The 15,017-nt window shown below is 69.7% G+C and carries 11 protein-coding genes and 2 pseudogenes; 4 read left to right on the top strand and 9 right to left on the bottom strand.

Features of this window, described 5'->3' with window-relative positions:
* Positions 1–124: 124 nt before the first annotated feature.
* A complete protein-coding gene (locus tag ACWCQS_RS29180) occupies positions 125–1,342 on the top strand; it encodes a thiolase family protein (RefSeq protein ID WP_228616427.1) in 1,218 nt (405 codons plus the stop codon).
* Positions 1,339–3,468: a 3-hydroxyacyl-CoA dehydrogenase NAD-binding domain-containing protein gene (locus ACWCQS_RS29175; RefSeq protein WP_451007210.1), complete on the top strand. Its 2,130-nt coding sequence runs from the start codon at positions 1,339–1,341 to the stop codon at positions 3,466–3,468. Before ACWCQS_RS29180 ends, ACWCQS_RS29175 begins: the two co-directional genes overlap by 4 nt.
* Before the next feature lie 61 nt (positions 3,469–3,529).
* On the opposite strand, the gene ACWCQS_RS29170 is transcribed toward ACWCQS_RS29175, so the two are convergent.
* The 4 genes and pseudogenes from ACWCQS_RS29170 to ACWCQS_RS29155 form a co-directional block, all read right to left on the bottom strand.
* On the bottom strand, positions 3,530–3,922 hold the full coding sequence (locus ACWCQS_RS29170) for a hypothetical protein (protein ID WP_451007295.1): 393 nt from the start codon (positions 3,920–3,922) through the stop codon (positions 3,530–3,532).
* A gap of 10 nt (positions 3,923–3,932) precedes the next feature.
* The gene (locus tag ACWCQS_RS29165; protein ID WP_451007209.1) at positions 3,933–4,949 is read right to left on the bottom strand and encodes a hypothetical protein; all 1,017 of its coding nucleotides are present in this window, start codon (positions 4,947–4,949) and stop codon (positions 3,933–3,935) included.
* Positions 4,950–4,996: 47 nt separating this feature from the next.
* A pseudogene (locus ACWCQS_RS29160) lies at positions 4,997–5,470 on the bottom strand (NlpC/P60 family protein); the annotation flags it as partial.
* A gap of 70 nt (positions 5,471–5,540) precedes the next feature.
* Positions 5,541–5,978, bottom strand: a pseudogene (locus ACWCQS_RS29155) (CapA family protein); the annotation flags it as partial.
* Between the two features lie 170 nt (positions 5,979–6,148).
* Here ACWCQS_RS29155 and ACWCQS_RS29150 point away from each other — a divergent pair.
* Together ACWCQS_RS29150 and ACWCQS_RS29145 are read left to right on the top strand one after the other, a co-directional pair.
* Complete coding sequence (locus ACWCQS_RS29150) at positions 6,149–7,123, top strand: hypothetical protein (protein WP_451007208.1); 975 nt, start codon at positions 6,149–6,151, stop codon at positions 7,121–7,123.
* Between the two features lie 38 nt (positions 7,124–7,161).
* Positions 7,162–7,560 (top strand): NTP pyrophosphohydrolase, encoded by a 399-nt coding sequence (locus ACWCQS_RS29145; RefSeq protein WP_451007207.1) that lies wholly within the window; start codon positions 7,162–7,164, stop codon positions 7,558–7,560.
* Positions 7,561–7,806: 246 nt separating this feature from the next.
* On the opposite strand, the gene ACWCQS_RS29140 is transcribed toward ACWCQS_RS29145, so the two are convergent.
* The 5 genes from ACWCQS_RS29140 to ACWCQS_RS29120 form a co-directional block, all read right to left on the bottom strand.
* Positions 7,807–9,330: an amino acid permease gene (locus tag ACWCQS_RS29140; protein WP_451007206.1), complete on the bottom strand. Its 1,524-nt coding sequence runs from the start codon at positions 9,328–9,330 to the stop codon at positions 7,807–7,809.
* A 154-nt stretch (positions 9,331–9,484) separates the two neighbouring features.
* Entirely contained in the window at positions 9,485–11,413 is a 1,929-nt protein-coding gene (gene dxs, locus ACWCQS_RS29135; protein ID WP_451007205.1) for a 1-deoxy-D-xylulose-5-phosphate synthase, read from the bottom strand.
* A gap of 135 nt (positions 11,414–11,548) precedes the next feature.
* Positions 11,549–12,841, bottom strand: coding sequence for a sugar ABC transporter permease (locus tag ACWCQS_RS29130; protein ID WP_451007204.1), 1,293 nt, complete (start codon positions 12,839–12,841; stop codon positions 11,549–11,551).
* The gene (locus ACWCQS_RS29125; protein ID WP_451007203.1) at positions 12,838–13,629 is read right to left on the bottom strand and encodes an ATP-binding cassette domain-containing protein; all 792 of its coding nucleotides are present in this window, start codon (positions 13,627–13,629) and stop codon (positions 12,838–12,840) included. The genes ACWCQS_RS29130 and ACWCQS_RS29125 overlap by 4 nt, the downstream gene beginning before the upstream one ends.
* Before the next feature lie 186 nt (positions 13,630–13,815).
* On the bottom strand, positions 13,816–14,916 hold the full coding sequence (locus ACWCQS_RS29120; RefSeq protein ID WP_451007294.1) for a sugar ABC transporter substrate-binding protein: 1,101 nt from the start codon (positions 14,914–14,916) through the stop codon (positions 13,816–13,818).
* Positions 14,917–15,017: the final 101 nt, after the last annotated feature.

Genomic DNA, 15,017 nt, shown 5'->3' with positions numbered 1-15,017 from the left:
TACCGCATGCCGCGGTGGTGTGACCTTCGCCGCTCCAGCGGAGGGGACTGGGCAGCAACATTACCCATGAGTAGCATGGGCTTAAGCAAGCGCTCAGCGTCCCGCACCCTGGAGGAGAGCCATCGTGCCTCGTACCGTCAGGGACGTCGTCTTCGTCGACGGCGTCCGCACCCCGTTCGGCAAGGCGGGCCCGAAGGGCATCTACCACGAGACCCGCGCCGACGACCTCGTCGTGAAGGCGATCCGGGAGCTGCTGCGCCGCAACCCCGGTCTGGACCCGAAGAAGATCGACGAGGTCGCCATCGCCGCGACCACGCAGATCGGTGACCAGGGGCTCACCCTGGGCCGTACGGCCGGCATCCTGGCCGGGCTTCCGCAGTCCGTGCCCGGCTACTCGATCGACCGCATGTGCGCCGGCGCCCTGACCGCCGTGACGACCACCGCCGGTTCGATCGCGTTCGGTGCCTACGACGCCGTCATCGCCGGTGGTGTGGAGCACATGGGCCGCCACCCGATGGGCGAGGGCGTGGACCCGAACCCGCGGTTCGTCTCCGAGAAGCTGGTCGACGAGTCCGCCCTGTTCATGGGCATGACGGCGGAGAACCTGCACGACCGCTACCCGCACATCACCAAGCTGCGGGCCGACGAGTACGCGGTGCGCTCGCAGGAGAAGGCCGCGAAGGCGTACGCCAACGGCAAGATCCAGCAGGACCTGGTGCCGATCTCGGTGCGCCGCACCAGCCCCGAGGCCGGCGAGACCGGCTGGGGCCTGGTCACCGCCGACGAGCCGATGCGCCCGGGCACGACCCTGGAGAACCTGCAGGGCCTGAAGACGCCGTTCCGTGTGCACGGCAGGGTCACCGCCGGCAACGCGGCCGGTCTGAACGACGGCGCCACCGCCTCGATCATTGCCTCCGAGGACTTCGCCCGCGAGAACGGCCTGCCCGTCAAGATGCGGCTCGTCTCCTACGCCTTCGCGGGCGTCGAGCCGGAGGTCATGGGCTACGGCCCGATCCCGGCCACCGAGAAGGCCCTCGCCAAGGCGGGCCTCGGCATCTCCGACATCGGTCTGTTCGAGATCAACGAGGCCTTCGCCGTCCAGGTCCTGGCCTTCCTCGACCACTACGGCATCGCGGACGACGACGAGCGCGTCAACCAGTACGGCGGCGCCATCGCCTTCGGTCACCCGCTGGCCTCCTCCGGCGTCCGCCTCATGACGCAGCTGGCCCGCCAGTTCGAGGAGCAGCGACACGTCCGCTACGGCCTGACCACCATGTGCGTCGGCTTCGGCATGGGCGCGACGGTCATCTGGGAGAACCCGCACTTCGAGGGGGACAAGTGAGCACCACCGCCGAGCTTCTGAAGCAGGCCGCGCAGCAGTTCCCCGACGAGGTCGTCACCAGTGCGCACGTACGCCACTTCGACCTGCCGTTCGGTGCGGGCCGCTTCGCGCTGATCACGCTGGACAACGGCTTCGACCACACCAAGCCGACCACCTTCGGCCCGGGCTCGCTGGCGAACCTGAACACCGCCATCGACCAGGTCGAGAAGGAGGCGGCGGACGGCGAGATCGTCGGCGTCGGCATCACCGGCAAGCCGTTCATCTTCGCGGTCGGCGCCGACCTCAAGGGCGTCGAGGTCCTCAAGGAGCACGAGCACGCGCTCGCCATCGGCAAGGGCGGCCACGACGTCTTCAAGCGTCTGGCGGGCCTGGCCGTCCCGACCTTCGCCTACTACAACGGCGCGGCGATGGGCGGCGGTGTCGAGGTCGGTCTGCACTGCACCTACCGCACGGTGTCGAAGGCCGTCCCGGCGTTCTCGCTCCCCGAGGTCTTCCTCGGCCTGGTCCCCGGCTGGGGCGGCTGCACCCTGCTGCCCAACCTGATCGGCGCCGACAAGGCCGTCTCGGTCATCATCGAGAACTCGCTGAACCAGAACAAGCAGCTGAAGGGCAAGCAGGTCTTCGAGCTCGGCATCGCCGACGCGATCTTCGAGGGCGCCGACTTCCTGGAGCAGTCGCTGCTGTGGACCGCGCAAGTCCTCAAGGGCGACGTCCAGGTCGAGCGCCCGGTGATCGACCGCGGTGAGGCCTGGGACCAGGCCGTCGAGCGGGGCCGGTTCGTCGCCGACACCAAGGTGCACGGCGCGGCCCCGGCCGCCTACCGCGCCCTCGACATCATCGCGGCCGCCAAGAACGGCGACCTGCAGCAGGGTTACGACGCCGAGGACCAGGCCCTCGCGGACCTGATCATGAGCGGTGAACTGCGCGCCGGTCTCTACGCGTTCAACCTGGTCCAGAAGCGCGGCAAGCGTCCCGCCGGCGCCCCGGACAAGAACCTGGCCCGCCCGGTCACCAAGGTCGGTGTCGTCGGCGCCGGTCTGATGGCCTCCCAGCTCGCCCTGCTCTTCCTGCGCCGCCTGGAGGTGCCGGTCGTGCTGACCGACATCGACCAGGAGCGCGTCGACAAGGGTGTGGGCTACGTCCACTCCGAGATCGACAAGCTGCTCGGCAAGGGCCGGATCAACCAGGACAAGGCCAACCGTCTCAAGGCGCTGGTCACCGGCGTCCTGGACAAGGCCGAGGGCTTCTCCGACGCGGACTTCGTCATCGAGGCCGTGTTCGAGGAGATCGGTGTCAAGCAGCAGGTGTTCGCCGAGGTCGAGGCGGTCGCCCCGGCGCACGCGATCCTCGCGACCAACACCTCCTCGCTGTCGGTGACGGAGATGGCGTCGAAGCTCAAGCACCCCGAGCGGGTCGTGGGCTTCCACTTCTTCAACCCGGTCGCGGTCCTGCCGCTGCTGGAGATCGTCCGCGGCGAGCAGACCGACGACGCGTCGCTGGCCACCGCGTTCGCCGTCGCCAAGAAGCTGAAGAAGACCGCGGTGCTGGTCAAGGACGCCCCGGCGTTCGTCGTGAACCGCATCCTGACCCGCTTCATGGGCGAGATCCAGAACGTCATCGACGAGGGCACCCCGGTCGAGGTCGCCGAGAAGGCCGTCGAGCCGCTCGGTCTGCCGATGTCCCCGCTGGTGCTGCTGGAGCTGGTCGGCCCGGCGATCGGCCTGCACGTCTCGGAGACCCTCAACCGGGCCTTCCCGGACCGCTTCACGGTGTCCCCGAACCTCAAGGCGGTCGTGGAGGCGGGCAAGCGCGGCTTCTACGTCTACGACAGCGGCAAGCCGGAGCTGGACCCGGAGGTCGCCGCGCTGCTGAAGCAGGGCGATGTCGTGCTGACCGAGGAGCAGGTCCGCGCCCGTGTCCTGGACGCGGTGGCGCAGGAGATCGGGCTCATGCTCGACGAGGGCGTCGTCGCCGAGGCACAGGACATCGACCTCTGCCTCATCACCGGCGCCGGCTGGCCCTTCCACCTGGGCGGCATCACGCCGTACCTGGACCGCGAGGGCGTCTCGGAGCGCGTGAACGGCAAGAAGTTCCTGGCGCAGGGCGTGGCCAGCGTCCCTGTGTAAGGCACCGCATACGGTCGTAGGATGCCCGGCACACCGACTGGTGTGCCGGGCATCGGCGCTCTCAGCCCGCGCCCTGGCGGCCGTCCTCGACATGGACGACGTGCAGCTCCGTGCCGTCGAGATCGCGCCGGGAGCGGCCGAGGATGCCGACGGCCAGGTGCGTGGGGTCGTCGGGGTCGTCCAGTGGGACGAAGGTGACGACGTCCGGGTGGTGGCCGGTCACCAGCCAGCCCTCGCCGTTGTGCAGTTCCAGCACCCGGAAGTCGCCCGCGGGGCCCCCGACCCGTACCGGCCCGAACTCCCGCAGGATCTCGGTGGCTTGGGCGGCGAGGTCCCCGGTGGGCTGTTCGAGCACGACACAGGTGCCGTGCTCGAACAGCACCCACGTCTTTCCGGAGCCGGCAAGGAGACGCCGCCAGGCGTCGATGAGAGTCTCGGTGTCCACGCCGGCCATCATGGCGCACTCAGACCTGCCGCCACGCCTCCAGGGCCAGTCCCGGCTCCGACTTGCGGCGGGTCAGCAGGAGTTGGCCGGTCGACGGAGACAACGTTGCCGCCGTCACCCGGCCGTCCGCGTCCGTGGTCAGGGACACCGTCGCGTCCACCGGCAGTCGCGGGCCCGACTCGGTCCACCAGGCGCCCGCCGACTCCGCCTCGGTGGGGTACGCGGCGAAGGCGACGCGGCCGCTCGCCGAGCGCTGGGCGAGCAGGGTGCAGTCGTGGCCGTCGAGTTCGCAGCGGACCGCCGAGACCGGGCCGGAACCGGCCGAGGGCAGCAGGGTGACCGGTTTGCCGCCGGGGCGCCAGGCGCACAGGTCGCCGCCCGGGTCGGTGTAGAAGAGCGTCGTGCTGTCGGGGGAGGTGGCCAGGGCGTACAGGGTGCCCGGGCGGACCGGGGTGCGCAGGGACTCGGTCAGGACCGGCTCGGCGCCCGCCTCCTCCTGGCGCCAGTGGAGGATCCCGTCGGGGACGGCCGCGTACAGCTCGACCCTGCCGGACTCCCCCGTCACCGCCGCCAGACCGTCCCGGACGTTCTCGCCCTTCAGGTCCCGCCAGGCCTCCCAGCCGCCCTTCTCCTTCTGTGCGAGCAGCCGCACCCCGCCCTGGCCGTCGGGCACGAAGACATGGGCGCGGCCCTGTGCGTCGACGGCGACCGCGGGCGTGCCCGTGCGCTCGCCCTTCTTCAGCGGGTGGCCGAGCGGGTTCCAGTCCAGGGCCGCGAGCCGCGGGCGGAAGTGGGTGGAGTGCACAAGTCCCGATTCGCCCTTGACGGTGGGGCGCCAGGAGACCAGATGGGCGTAGCCGTCGGCACCCTGGCCGATCGCGAGCACGGGGTGCAGCCTCTGGTCGCCGCCCACCGTGCGCGGGGTGGTCCAGGGGCCGCCGGGTTCGCGCTCCGCCCGGCACAGGACGGCGTCGCCCGACAGCTGGTAGACACTGAGCCGGCCGTCTCGGCCGCGCAGAAGCCAGTCGCCGTTCACCGGTTCACTCTAGCCGCGGGCCGCACGAACAACCTCGCCGCCCCTGGTCACAGCCGCTTCGCACTGCGGAAGAGCCCGGCGTAGAAGCCGTTTCCGTCGAGGCGCGAGACACCGCCCTGGTCGCCGATCGTGGGGCCGTTCTGCTCCTTGCGGCTGGAGATGAAGACCTTGTGGCCCTCGGTGTCCGGGCCGAGGTAGATCGCCGAGTGGTCCATGTGGTTGGCGGTGCGGTGGTCCATCTTGAAGAACAGCAGATCGCCCGGCTGGAGGACGTCGATGTTCTGCGGCCGCACGTACCAGGGGCTCGGGCCCTGGAGCTTGATGATGTCCACGCCCTCCTTGCCGCGGGCCATGCCGTCGGCGGTGCGCGGCAGCCCGTCGCCGTGGTCGTTGTCGGACATCAGCGGATAGCGGGCCCGGTAGCCGTAGACCAGGCGCAGATAGCCGGAGCAGTCCACGGCGCGCAGCCGGTCCTGCTGCGGGTACTTGGTCACGCCGTCCCGGAAGGTGTACGGGATGCCGCTGCTCGGCGGCCTTGATCCGGCCCAGGTCCTGCAGATTGGCCAGCCACGGTTTGTCCTGGGGGAGCTTGTGCGGCTCGTTGAAGCCGTAGGCGAAAGAGATCTGCGCGACCTTGACGCCCTTGACGTCCATGATCAGCGGGGTGTTCGCCTCCTTCGCGGTGCGGGCCGAGCCGGTGTGCTTCAGGCCCGCGGCGTCCAGGACGTCGAGGGTGCGCTTCACGCCGTCGTAGCCGTGGTCGAGGGTGTGGTTGGAGGCGGTGGAGCAGGTGTCGTAGCCGATGTCCTTGATGGTCTTCGCCTGCTGCGGCGGCACCTGGAAGTCCGGGAAGCCCTCGAACGGCCCCTGCGCCGGGCCCATCACCGGCTCGAAGTGGCAGATCGCCAGGTCGGCCTTGCTGATCAGCGGCTTGATGCCGGCCATCATCGGCCCGAAGTCCAGCCCGTCCACGCCCTTGCCCGTGCGCCCCGCGTCCTTGCGCGCCTGGTCGACCAGCTCGGGGTGCATGAGGATGTCCCCGGCGGCCGCGACGGTGAAGGAGCGCCCGCCGCCGGAGGCACCGGCGCCGTCCGAGAGGAGTCCGCAGCCGGAGACGGCGGCGAGGAGGGCGACCGGGGTCAGCAGGGACAGCAGGGTCCGGCTACGGCGTCTGTTCACCGGGATATCTTGGTACAACCATGAGAGCCTCTCGCTCACGCCTCAGAACGATCGCAACACTGCTGCTGGTCGTCACCGGTCTCGCGGCCGGCCTCACCGTCCTCCTCCGCACCCCGGGCGGCGCCGTGGAGGATGCCCGCCGGCCCGCGCCGAAGGGGGCCGAGCAGATCGACCTGGCCCGCGAGGTGGCGGACTACACGAGCCGGTTCGGCCCCGGCCGGGGCTATCTGCCGCCCGGCCGGGCCGACCGCGAGGACATCGCCGCGGCCATCGGCCTGTTGCTCGACGGTCACCGCGCTCAAGCCGAACAGCGGCTGTCCCAGCGGGACTTCACCGTACGCACGGTCTTCGACCGGCCCTCCGGCCACCGCTATACCGAGGTCGCCGACCGCACCGACTCCGCCGCGACGCCGCGCGGCTGGGGCCGGGTCTACCTCGATCTGGACCACCGCCCGAGCTGGTCGGTGCAGGTCCCGCATCCGGGCTTCGATCTGGGCACCGAGCAGCTCGGCGTGCGGGTGCTGCGCGGCTCGCCCGGCGGGATCCTCGTGATCGCCGGAGCACACCGCAAAGCCGGAGTCGGTAACGCGGCGGACGTGGCACACCGCGAGGACACCGTTTTCCACGCCATCTGGGCCGAACTGGCCCGCCGCGGGATGCCCGGGATCCAGTTGCACGGCTTCGCCGCCTCCGCCGCGCCCGGCTACGACGTCATCGCCTCCACCGGCGCCGGGTCGGCGGGCCGGCAGGACGGCCGCGACCTGGCCGACGCCCTGAGCGCCCATGGCTTCCGGGTGTGCCGGGCCTGGGCGCGCTCCTGTCCACTGGAGGGCCGGACGAATGTGCAGGGCCGGGCGGCCGACGCCGACCATGTGCCGTTCCTGCACGTCGAGTTCTCCCCCGGGGTGCGCGCGGGAGGGCGGCCCGCCGAGCGCGCGGCCGCCGCGATCGCCGGGATCACGGGCCGCTGGGCGAGGGAACCCGTGACAGACTGAGTCCGCCAGGGACACGGCAGAACAGGGCTGTCACCGATATGACGGACACTTCGGGTGTTGCGCGCGGAGCGCTCCCGCTGCTCATCGTCGACGGCGCGAACGTCGTCGGGTCGGTGCCCGACGGCTGGTGGCGGGACCGCCGCGGTGCCGCCGAGCGCCTGCGCGACCGACTGGCGCCCCTGGCCCGGTCCGGCGTGGCCGGCCTGCCCGGCCCGCTGGAGCTGGTCCTGGTGGTGGAGGGCGCGGCCCGGGGCGTGGAATCGGTGCCCGGGGTGCGCGTCGAGGACGCGCCCGGCAGCGGCGACGACCACATCGTGACCCTCGCCGCGGCGGCCGGCGACCGCCCATGCCTGGTCGTCACCGCAGACCGCGCACTCCGGTACCGGGTCCGCGAACACGGCGCACAAGTCACCGGCCCCCGCACAGTACTGGCCTGACCTGCCCAGCCACACGATCCGGCGCCGACCACGACCACATCGTGACCCTCGCCGCGACGGCCGGCGACCGCCCATGCCTGGTCGTCACCGCCGACCGCGCACTCCGGTACCGGGTCGGCGAACACGGCGAACAGGTCACCGGGCCCCGGCCACACGGTCCGGCGCCGGGTCGGACGTCCATGCGGTATGGGGTCGGCCCGCTCCTGTACGGCGAGATGGCCGAAGGACGGCAGCCGGGGGAGACGGTTACGGCGCGTTTCCGGCGGACGGCCGCTGGGGCTCTCCGGTGGCGGTCCGCCCGACCGGGGCCAGCCGGCTGTGGGTGCGGCCGTAGAAGAAGTAGACGGCGAAGCCGATCACCATCCAGATGGCGAACCGCAGCCAGGTCTCGGCCGGCAGGTTGAGCATCAGCCACAGCGAGGCGCACACCGACAGGATCGGGATGACCGGAACCCACGGGGCGCGGAAGGCGCGGGGCAGGTCGGGGCGAGTGCGGCGCAGGATGATCACGCTGATCGCGACGACGACGAACGCGAAGAGCGTGCCGATGTTCACCAGCTCGGCCAGCGCGCTGAGGCTGGTGAAGCCGGCGACGATCGCGATGATCACGCCGAGCAGGATGGTCGGCCGGTGCGGGGTGCGGAAACGCGGATGGACGCGGGAGAAGAAGCGCGGCAGCAGTCCGTCGCGGCTCATCGCGAAGAACACCCGGGTCTGGCCGAGCAGCAGGATCATGCACACGGTGGTCAGTCCGACGGCCGCGCCGAAGCTGATCACCCCCGCGAACCAGGGATGTCCGATGGCCTTGAAGGCGTCGGCGAGCGGGGCCTCCACGGACAGCTTGGAGTACTTCTCCATGCCGGTGACGACGATGGAGACGGCGACGTAGAGCAGGGTGCAGATGAACAGGGAGCCGAGAATGCCGCGCGGCATGTCCCGCTGCGGGTTGCGGGTCTCCTCGGCGGCCGTGGCCACGATGTCGAAGCCGATGAACGCGAAGAACACCACCGAGGCGGCCGTGAAGATGCCCATCACACCGAAGTTGGCGGGCGCCCAGCCGAACATCAGCTGGATCAGCGGGGCCCTGAGGTTGCCGCCGGCCGGCACCGGCTGGGGCTTGGGGATGAACGGCGAGTAGTTGCTGCCCGTGATGAAGAAGGCACCGGCGATGATCACGATGAGCACGACGATCACCTTGATGGCGACGACGAGCGAGGTGATCCGGGCCGAGAGTTTCATGCCGAGGACGAGGATGCCGGTGAGCACCAGCACCAGGGCCGCGGCGAGGATGTCGAAGCCGAAGCCGGAGGCCGTGTCCCGGCTGGCCAGGTAGTCGGGCAGATGCCAGCCGACGTTGTCCATCAGGGAACGGATGTAGCCGGACCAGCCGACCGCCACCACCGCCGTACCGAGCGCGAACTCCAGGATCAGGTCCCAGCCGATGATCCAGGCGGGCAGCTCGCCCAGGGAGGCGTAACTGAACGTGTACGCCGAGCCCGCCACGGGGACCGTGGACGCGAACTCGGCGTAACAGAGGGCGGCGAGCGCGCAGACCACGCCGGCCACCACGAAGGCCAGGGACACCGCCGGGCCGGCGTTGTTCTTGGCGACCTGTCCGGTGAGGACGAAGATGCCGGTGCCGATGATGACGCCGACGCCGAAGACGGTCAGATCGAGCGCGGAGAGGGACTTCTTGAGCGAATGCTCGGGTTCCTCGGTGTCCTGGATGGACTGCTCGACGTTCTTCGTCCTGAACAACGCGCTGCTCACGTACCTGCCTCCCACGCTTGGGGCCCCTCGCCGTGGCCCGTCATGATCGAGAGGGTCGGGATGCGTATGCCCCGGCACAGGCAGGTTCACGCAGACGGGCCGGTTCCGCCACCGCAAGAGTGGCGGAACCGGCCCGTGAGGGGCGTGTTCCGGGTCAGTCGCGCGCGGGCTCGACCGAGTCCACTTCCGCGGCCGTACGGTCGAACCGGCCGTCCAGCCTGGCGACCAGCCCGGTGACCTGGCGGGCGATGTCCGGGGCGGTCAGGCCGATCTCGGCGAGGACCTCGCCGCGGGAGGCGTGGTCGAGGAAGCGCGGCGGGATGCCGAAATCGCGCAGCGGCACGTCCACGCCGGCGTCGCGCAGGGCCTGCGCGATCGCGGAGCCGACACCGCCGGCCCGGCTGTTGTCCTCGACGGTGACGACGACCCGGTGCCGCTCGGCCAGCGGGGCCATCGCCTCGTCGACGGGCTTGACCCAGCGCGGGTCGACCACGGTGGTGGAGATGCCCTGCTTGTCGAGCAGGCCGGCGATCTCCAGGCACATCGGGGCGAGGGCGCCCACGGAGACGAGCAGCACGTCCGGCCGGTCGGTGCCGGGCTCGCGCAGCACGTCCATGCCGCCGATCCGGCCCACGGCGGGTACGGCGGGGCCGACGGCGCCCTTGGAGAAGCGCACCACGGTCGGGGCGTCGTCCACCGCGACGGCCTCCCGCAGCTGGGCCCGCACCTGCTCGGCGTCCCGCGGGGCGGCCAGCCTCAGGCCCGGCACGACCTGCAGGATCGACATGTCCCACATGCCGTTGTGCGAGGCACCGTCCGTTCCGGTGACACCGGCCCGGTCGAGCACGAAGGTCACCCCGCACTTGTGCAGGGCCACGTCCATGAGGACCTGGTCGAAGGCTCGGTTGAGGAAGGTGGCGTAGACGGCGAAGACGGGGTGCACCCCGGCGTACGCGAGGCCCGCGGCGGAGACGGCGCCGTGTTGCTCGGCGATGCCGACGTCGTACACCCGCTCGGGGAAGCGCTTGGCGAACTTGTCGAGTCCGACCGGCTGGAGCATGGCGGCGGTGATGGCGACGATGTCCTCGCGCTCCTCGCCGAGCCTGACCATCTCGTCGCCGAAGACGGAGGTCCAGTCGGCGCCCGAGCTGGCGATCGGCAGACCGGTGTCCGGGTGGATCTTGCCGACCGCGTGGAAGCGGTCCGCCTCGTCCTGCAGGGCGGGCTGGTAGCCGCGGCCCTTCTCGGTGAGGCAGTGCACGATCACCGGGCCGCCGAACCGCTTGGCGCGGGCCAGGGCGGACTCCAGCGCCTCGATGTCGTGGCCGTCGATCGGGCCGACGTACTTCAGGCCCAGGTCCTCGAACATGCCCTGCGGTGCGATGAAGTCCTTGAACCCCTTCTTCGCCCCGTGCAGGGTCTCGTACAGCGGCCGGCCGACGACCGGGGTGCGCTCCAGGAGTTCCTTCGTGCGGGCGAGGAACCGCTCGTAGCCGTCCGTCGTGCGCAGGGTCGCCAGGTGGTTGGCGAGGCCGCCGATGGTGGGGGCGTACGACCGCTCGTTGTCGTTGACGACGATGACGAGCGGGCGGTCCTTGGCGTCGGCGATGTTGTTCAGCGCCTCCCAGGCCATGCCGCCGGTGAGCGCCCCGTCGCCGATGACCGCCACGACATGGCTGTCCCGCTTCTTCAGCTGGTTGGCCTTGGCGATGCCGTCGGCCCAGCCGAGCACGGTGGAGGCGTGGCTGTTCTCGATGACGTCGTGCTCGGACTCGGCCTGCGAGGGGTAGCCGGACAGGCCGCCCTTCATCTTCAGCCGGGAGAAGTCCTGCCGGCCGGTGAGCAGCTTGTGCACATAGGACTGGTGGCCGGTGTCCCAGAGCACCTTGTCCTTCGGCGAGTCGAAGACCCGGTGCAGGGCGATGGTCAGCTCCACCACACCGAGGTTGGGGCCGAGGTGGCCGCCGGTCTTGGCGACGGCGTCGACGAGGAAGGTCCGGATCTCCTCTGCCAGCTGGTCCAGCTGCTCCAGGCTGAGCCGGTCCAGATCGCGCGGTCCCCTGATGCGGGTCAGCAGCGGCACCCGTGCCTCCTTGCAGTAGAGCTGATCGAGCTTTCGCCGGGCTCGCCAGAGTCTAATGTTCCGGCTTTGCACGACACGACAGCGCCCGGCACGTTTCGATGTGCCGGGCGCTGGTCAACCTGTGAAGACCAGGCGTTATGCACGCCCTGCTGTCTTCTGGGTCTTGCGCGTCACCGCGTCGATCACGACCGTGGCCAACAGCACACCACCGGTGATCATGTACTGCACCGGAGAGGCGATGCCCTGCAGCGCGAGGCCGTACTGGATCGAGACGATCACCAGCACGCCGAGGAGCGCGTTCCAGGTGCGGCCACGGCCACCGAAGAGGGACGTGCCACCGATCACGGCCGCCGCGATCGCGTTCATCAGCAGGTCACCGCCGCCGGCGCCCTGGTTGGCGGAGGCGATCTTGGAGGCGATGAACAGACCGCCGATCGCCGCGAACGTGCCGGAGATGGCGAACACCGAGATCCGGACCATGTCCACGTTGATACCGGCACGGCGGGACGCCTCGACGCTGCCGCCGAGCGCGAAGACCTTGCGGCCGTAGGAGGTGCGGCGCAGCACGAAGTCCGTGATGAACAGCACGGCGACGAAGACCACCACGGCCAGCGGCAGGCCCTTGTACTGGTTGAAGACGACCGCGGCGGCGAAGGCCACGATGGCCAGCAGCACGGTGCGCAGGATGGTCTCGCTCAGCGGGCGGGACGGCACACCGGCGGCCTCGCGGCGCTTGTTGCCGAAGTAGGAGCTGAGGAAGAACAGCACCGTCACCGCGATGGCCAGGCCGTAGGCGGCGGCCACATCGGAGAAGTAGTAGCTGGTCAGCTTGGCGACCAGGCCGTTGTCGTTCAGGTTGATCGTGCCGTTGTCGCCCAGGATCTTGAGCATGAGGCCGTTCCAGAACAGCAGACCGGCCAGGGTCACCGCGAAGGCCGGCACGCCGATCTTCGCGAAGAAGAAGCCCTGCACCGCGCCCGCGACCGTCCCGGTGAGGATCGACAGCACCAGGGCCAGGATCTCGTTCATGCCGTGGGTGACGTTCAGCACCGCGAAGGTGGCGCCCGCGACACCGGAGAGCGAACCGACCGACAGGTCGATCTCGCCGAGCAGCAGGACGAACACGATGCCGACGGCGATCATGCCCGTGCCGACCATGGCGACGGAGATGTCGGAGAGGTTGCCCGCGGTCAGGAAGTTGGAGTTCAGGCTCTGGAAGATGATCCAGATGACCGCCAGGCCGATGACGACCGGGATGGAGCCGAGGTCACCGGCCTTCATCTTGCGCTTGAACTCGGTGACGTAGCCCGCGAGGCCCTGCTCGCGCACCAGCAGACGGGGGTCGACGGCGACGTCGGAGCCGCGTGCCGCCTCGGGGTTCTCCACGGGCGTGTCCTCGGGGGGCGTGGAGGTCTTGTCGATGCTCACTTCTTGATCTCCCCATTGCTGCGCGCCGCACGACGGGTCACGGCGTTGTCCGTGGCGCCGGTGATGGCGGAGATGATCTCTTCCTGCGAGGTCGACTTGACCTCGAAGACGCCGTTGTTCTTGCCCAGACGCAGCACGGCCACCTTGTCGGCGACGGCCTTGACGTCGGCCATGTTGTGGCTGATGAGGATCACGGCGTGACCGCGCTCCCGCAGCCTCTCCACCAGGTCGAGGACCTGGGCGGTCTGCTCGACGCCGAGCGCGGCGGTGGGCTCGTCGAGGATGACCAGCTTGGGCTCGCCGAGCATGGAGCGGGCGATCGCCACGACCTGGCGCTGACCGCCGGAGAGCGAGGCGATCGGGATGCGGACGCTGGGAATGCGGATCGAGAGCTGGTCCAGCAGCTCGCGCGAGCGGCGCTCCATCTCGACCTCGTCCAGCACACCGCGGCGGCGGATCTCCCGGCCGAGGAACAGGTTGCCGACGACGTCGATGTTGTCGCACAGCGCGAGGTCCTGGTACACCGTCGCGACGCCCAGGTTCTGGGCGTCGTGCGGCTTGTTGACCTGGACGGCCTTTCCTTCCCATTCGATGACGCCCTCATCGATGGGGTGCACGCCGGCGATCGTCTTGACCAGCGTGGACTTTCCGGCACCGTTGTCGCCCACCAGGGCGACCACCTCACCGGCGTGGACCTCAAGCTCTACGTCGGTGAGCGCCTGAACGGCACCGAACCGCTTGGAGACCCCGCGCAACGCCAGCACGGGCGTAGCGGACACGTGAACCATCTCCTTCGCCGCCTGACCCGGCGGGAGGTTGTGCAGAAGTTTGGGGGGTAGTTCCGTCCGGCGCCCCGCACCGAGCTTGCGGGGCTGTTTGTGTGCGCGGGGCACCGGAGGAGCCTGTGGGCGCCTTCCTCCCGCTAGGGAAATTCAAGGGTGAATTCCCCTAGTTGGAAAGGCGCGTGCGGCTGCTTACTTCAGACCGATCTTGTCGCAGGCGGCCTTGTACTGCGCGGTGCAGATGTCGGCGACCGTGTAGACGCCGTCCTTGATGACGGTGTCCTTGATGTTGTCCTTGGTCAGCGCGGTGACGGGCACCAGGACCGAGGGCACCTGCTTGGTGGTCGGGCTGTCGACCTTGTCCTTGGCGACGGAGTCGAGCGACTTGCCCTGGGCGAGGTCCACGGCCATCTCGGCGGCGGCAGCGGCCTCGGGAGCGTACGGCTTGTAGACGCTCATGTACTGCTCACCGGCGACGATGCGCTGGACACCCGCGAGCTCCGCGTCCTGGCCGGTGACCGGGATGTTGGCGATGCCGGCGGCCTTGAGGGCGGTGATGATACCGCCGGCCATGCCGTCGTTGGCGGAGTAGACGCCGATGATGTTCTTCTTGCCCAGAGCGGAAATGGCGCCCTCCATGTTGGAGTTGGCGTTCTCCGGCTTCCACTCCTTGGTGTCGTACTCCTTGCCGACGTTCACCTTGCCGTCGAGCACCTCGTGGGCGCCCTTCTTGAACTGCGCGGCGTTCGGGTCGGTGGAGGAACCGTTCATCATGACGATCTTGCCGGACTTGGCCTTGGAGCCCAGGGCCTTCAGCAGGGCCTCGCCCTGGGTCTTGCCGACCGTCTCGTTGTCGAACGAGGTGTACGCGTCGATCGGGCCCTGCGCCAGGCGGTCGTAGGCGACGACCGGGATGCCGGCGTCCTTGGCCTTCTGGACCGAGTTCTTGATGGCCGCGGCGTCCACCGCGTCCACGATCAGGACGTCCACCTTGTTGGTGATCATGGTGTCGACCTGCTGGTTCTGCAGCGTCGCGTCCTGCTTGGCGTTGGCGTAGACGATCTTGCCCTTGCCGTTGGTGAGCTCCTGGACCTTCTTCTCGATCAAGGGCTTGTCGAACTTCTCGTAACGAGCGGTCTGGTTCTCCGGCAGGAGCAGACCGACCGTGATCGCGTCGCCCTTCTTGGGGCTGGACGACTTGGAGGAGCCGCCACCGGACTGCTTGGCGCTGCCACAGGCAGCGAGCGAGACGGCCATGGCACCAGCAGCAACGGCGAAGGCCGCACGACGCATACGCATGTTCACTTCAGAAACCTCCCTGACGAGGCCGCGTCGTTGCGGCCGAGGTGGCTGGAAGTCAACTCGGCCACACGTGCGACGTCAAGAAGTAAATC

The organism is Streptomyces sp. NPDC002076, assembly GCF_053593835.1.
Note: the sequence above shows the minus strand (reverse complement) of the source record. Positions and strands in the feature narration are given on the sequence as shown.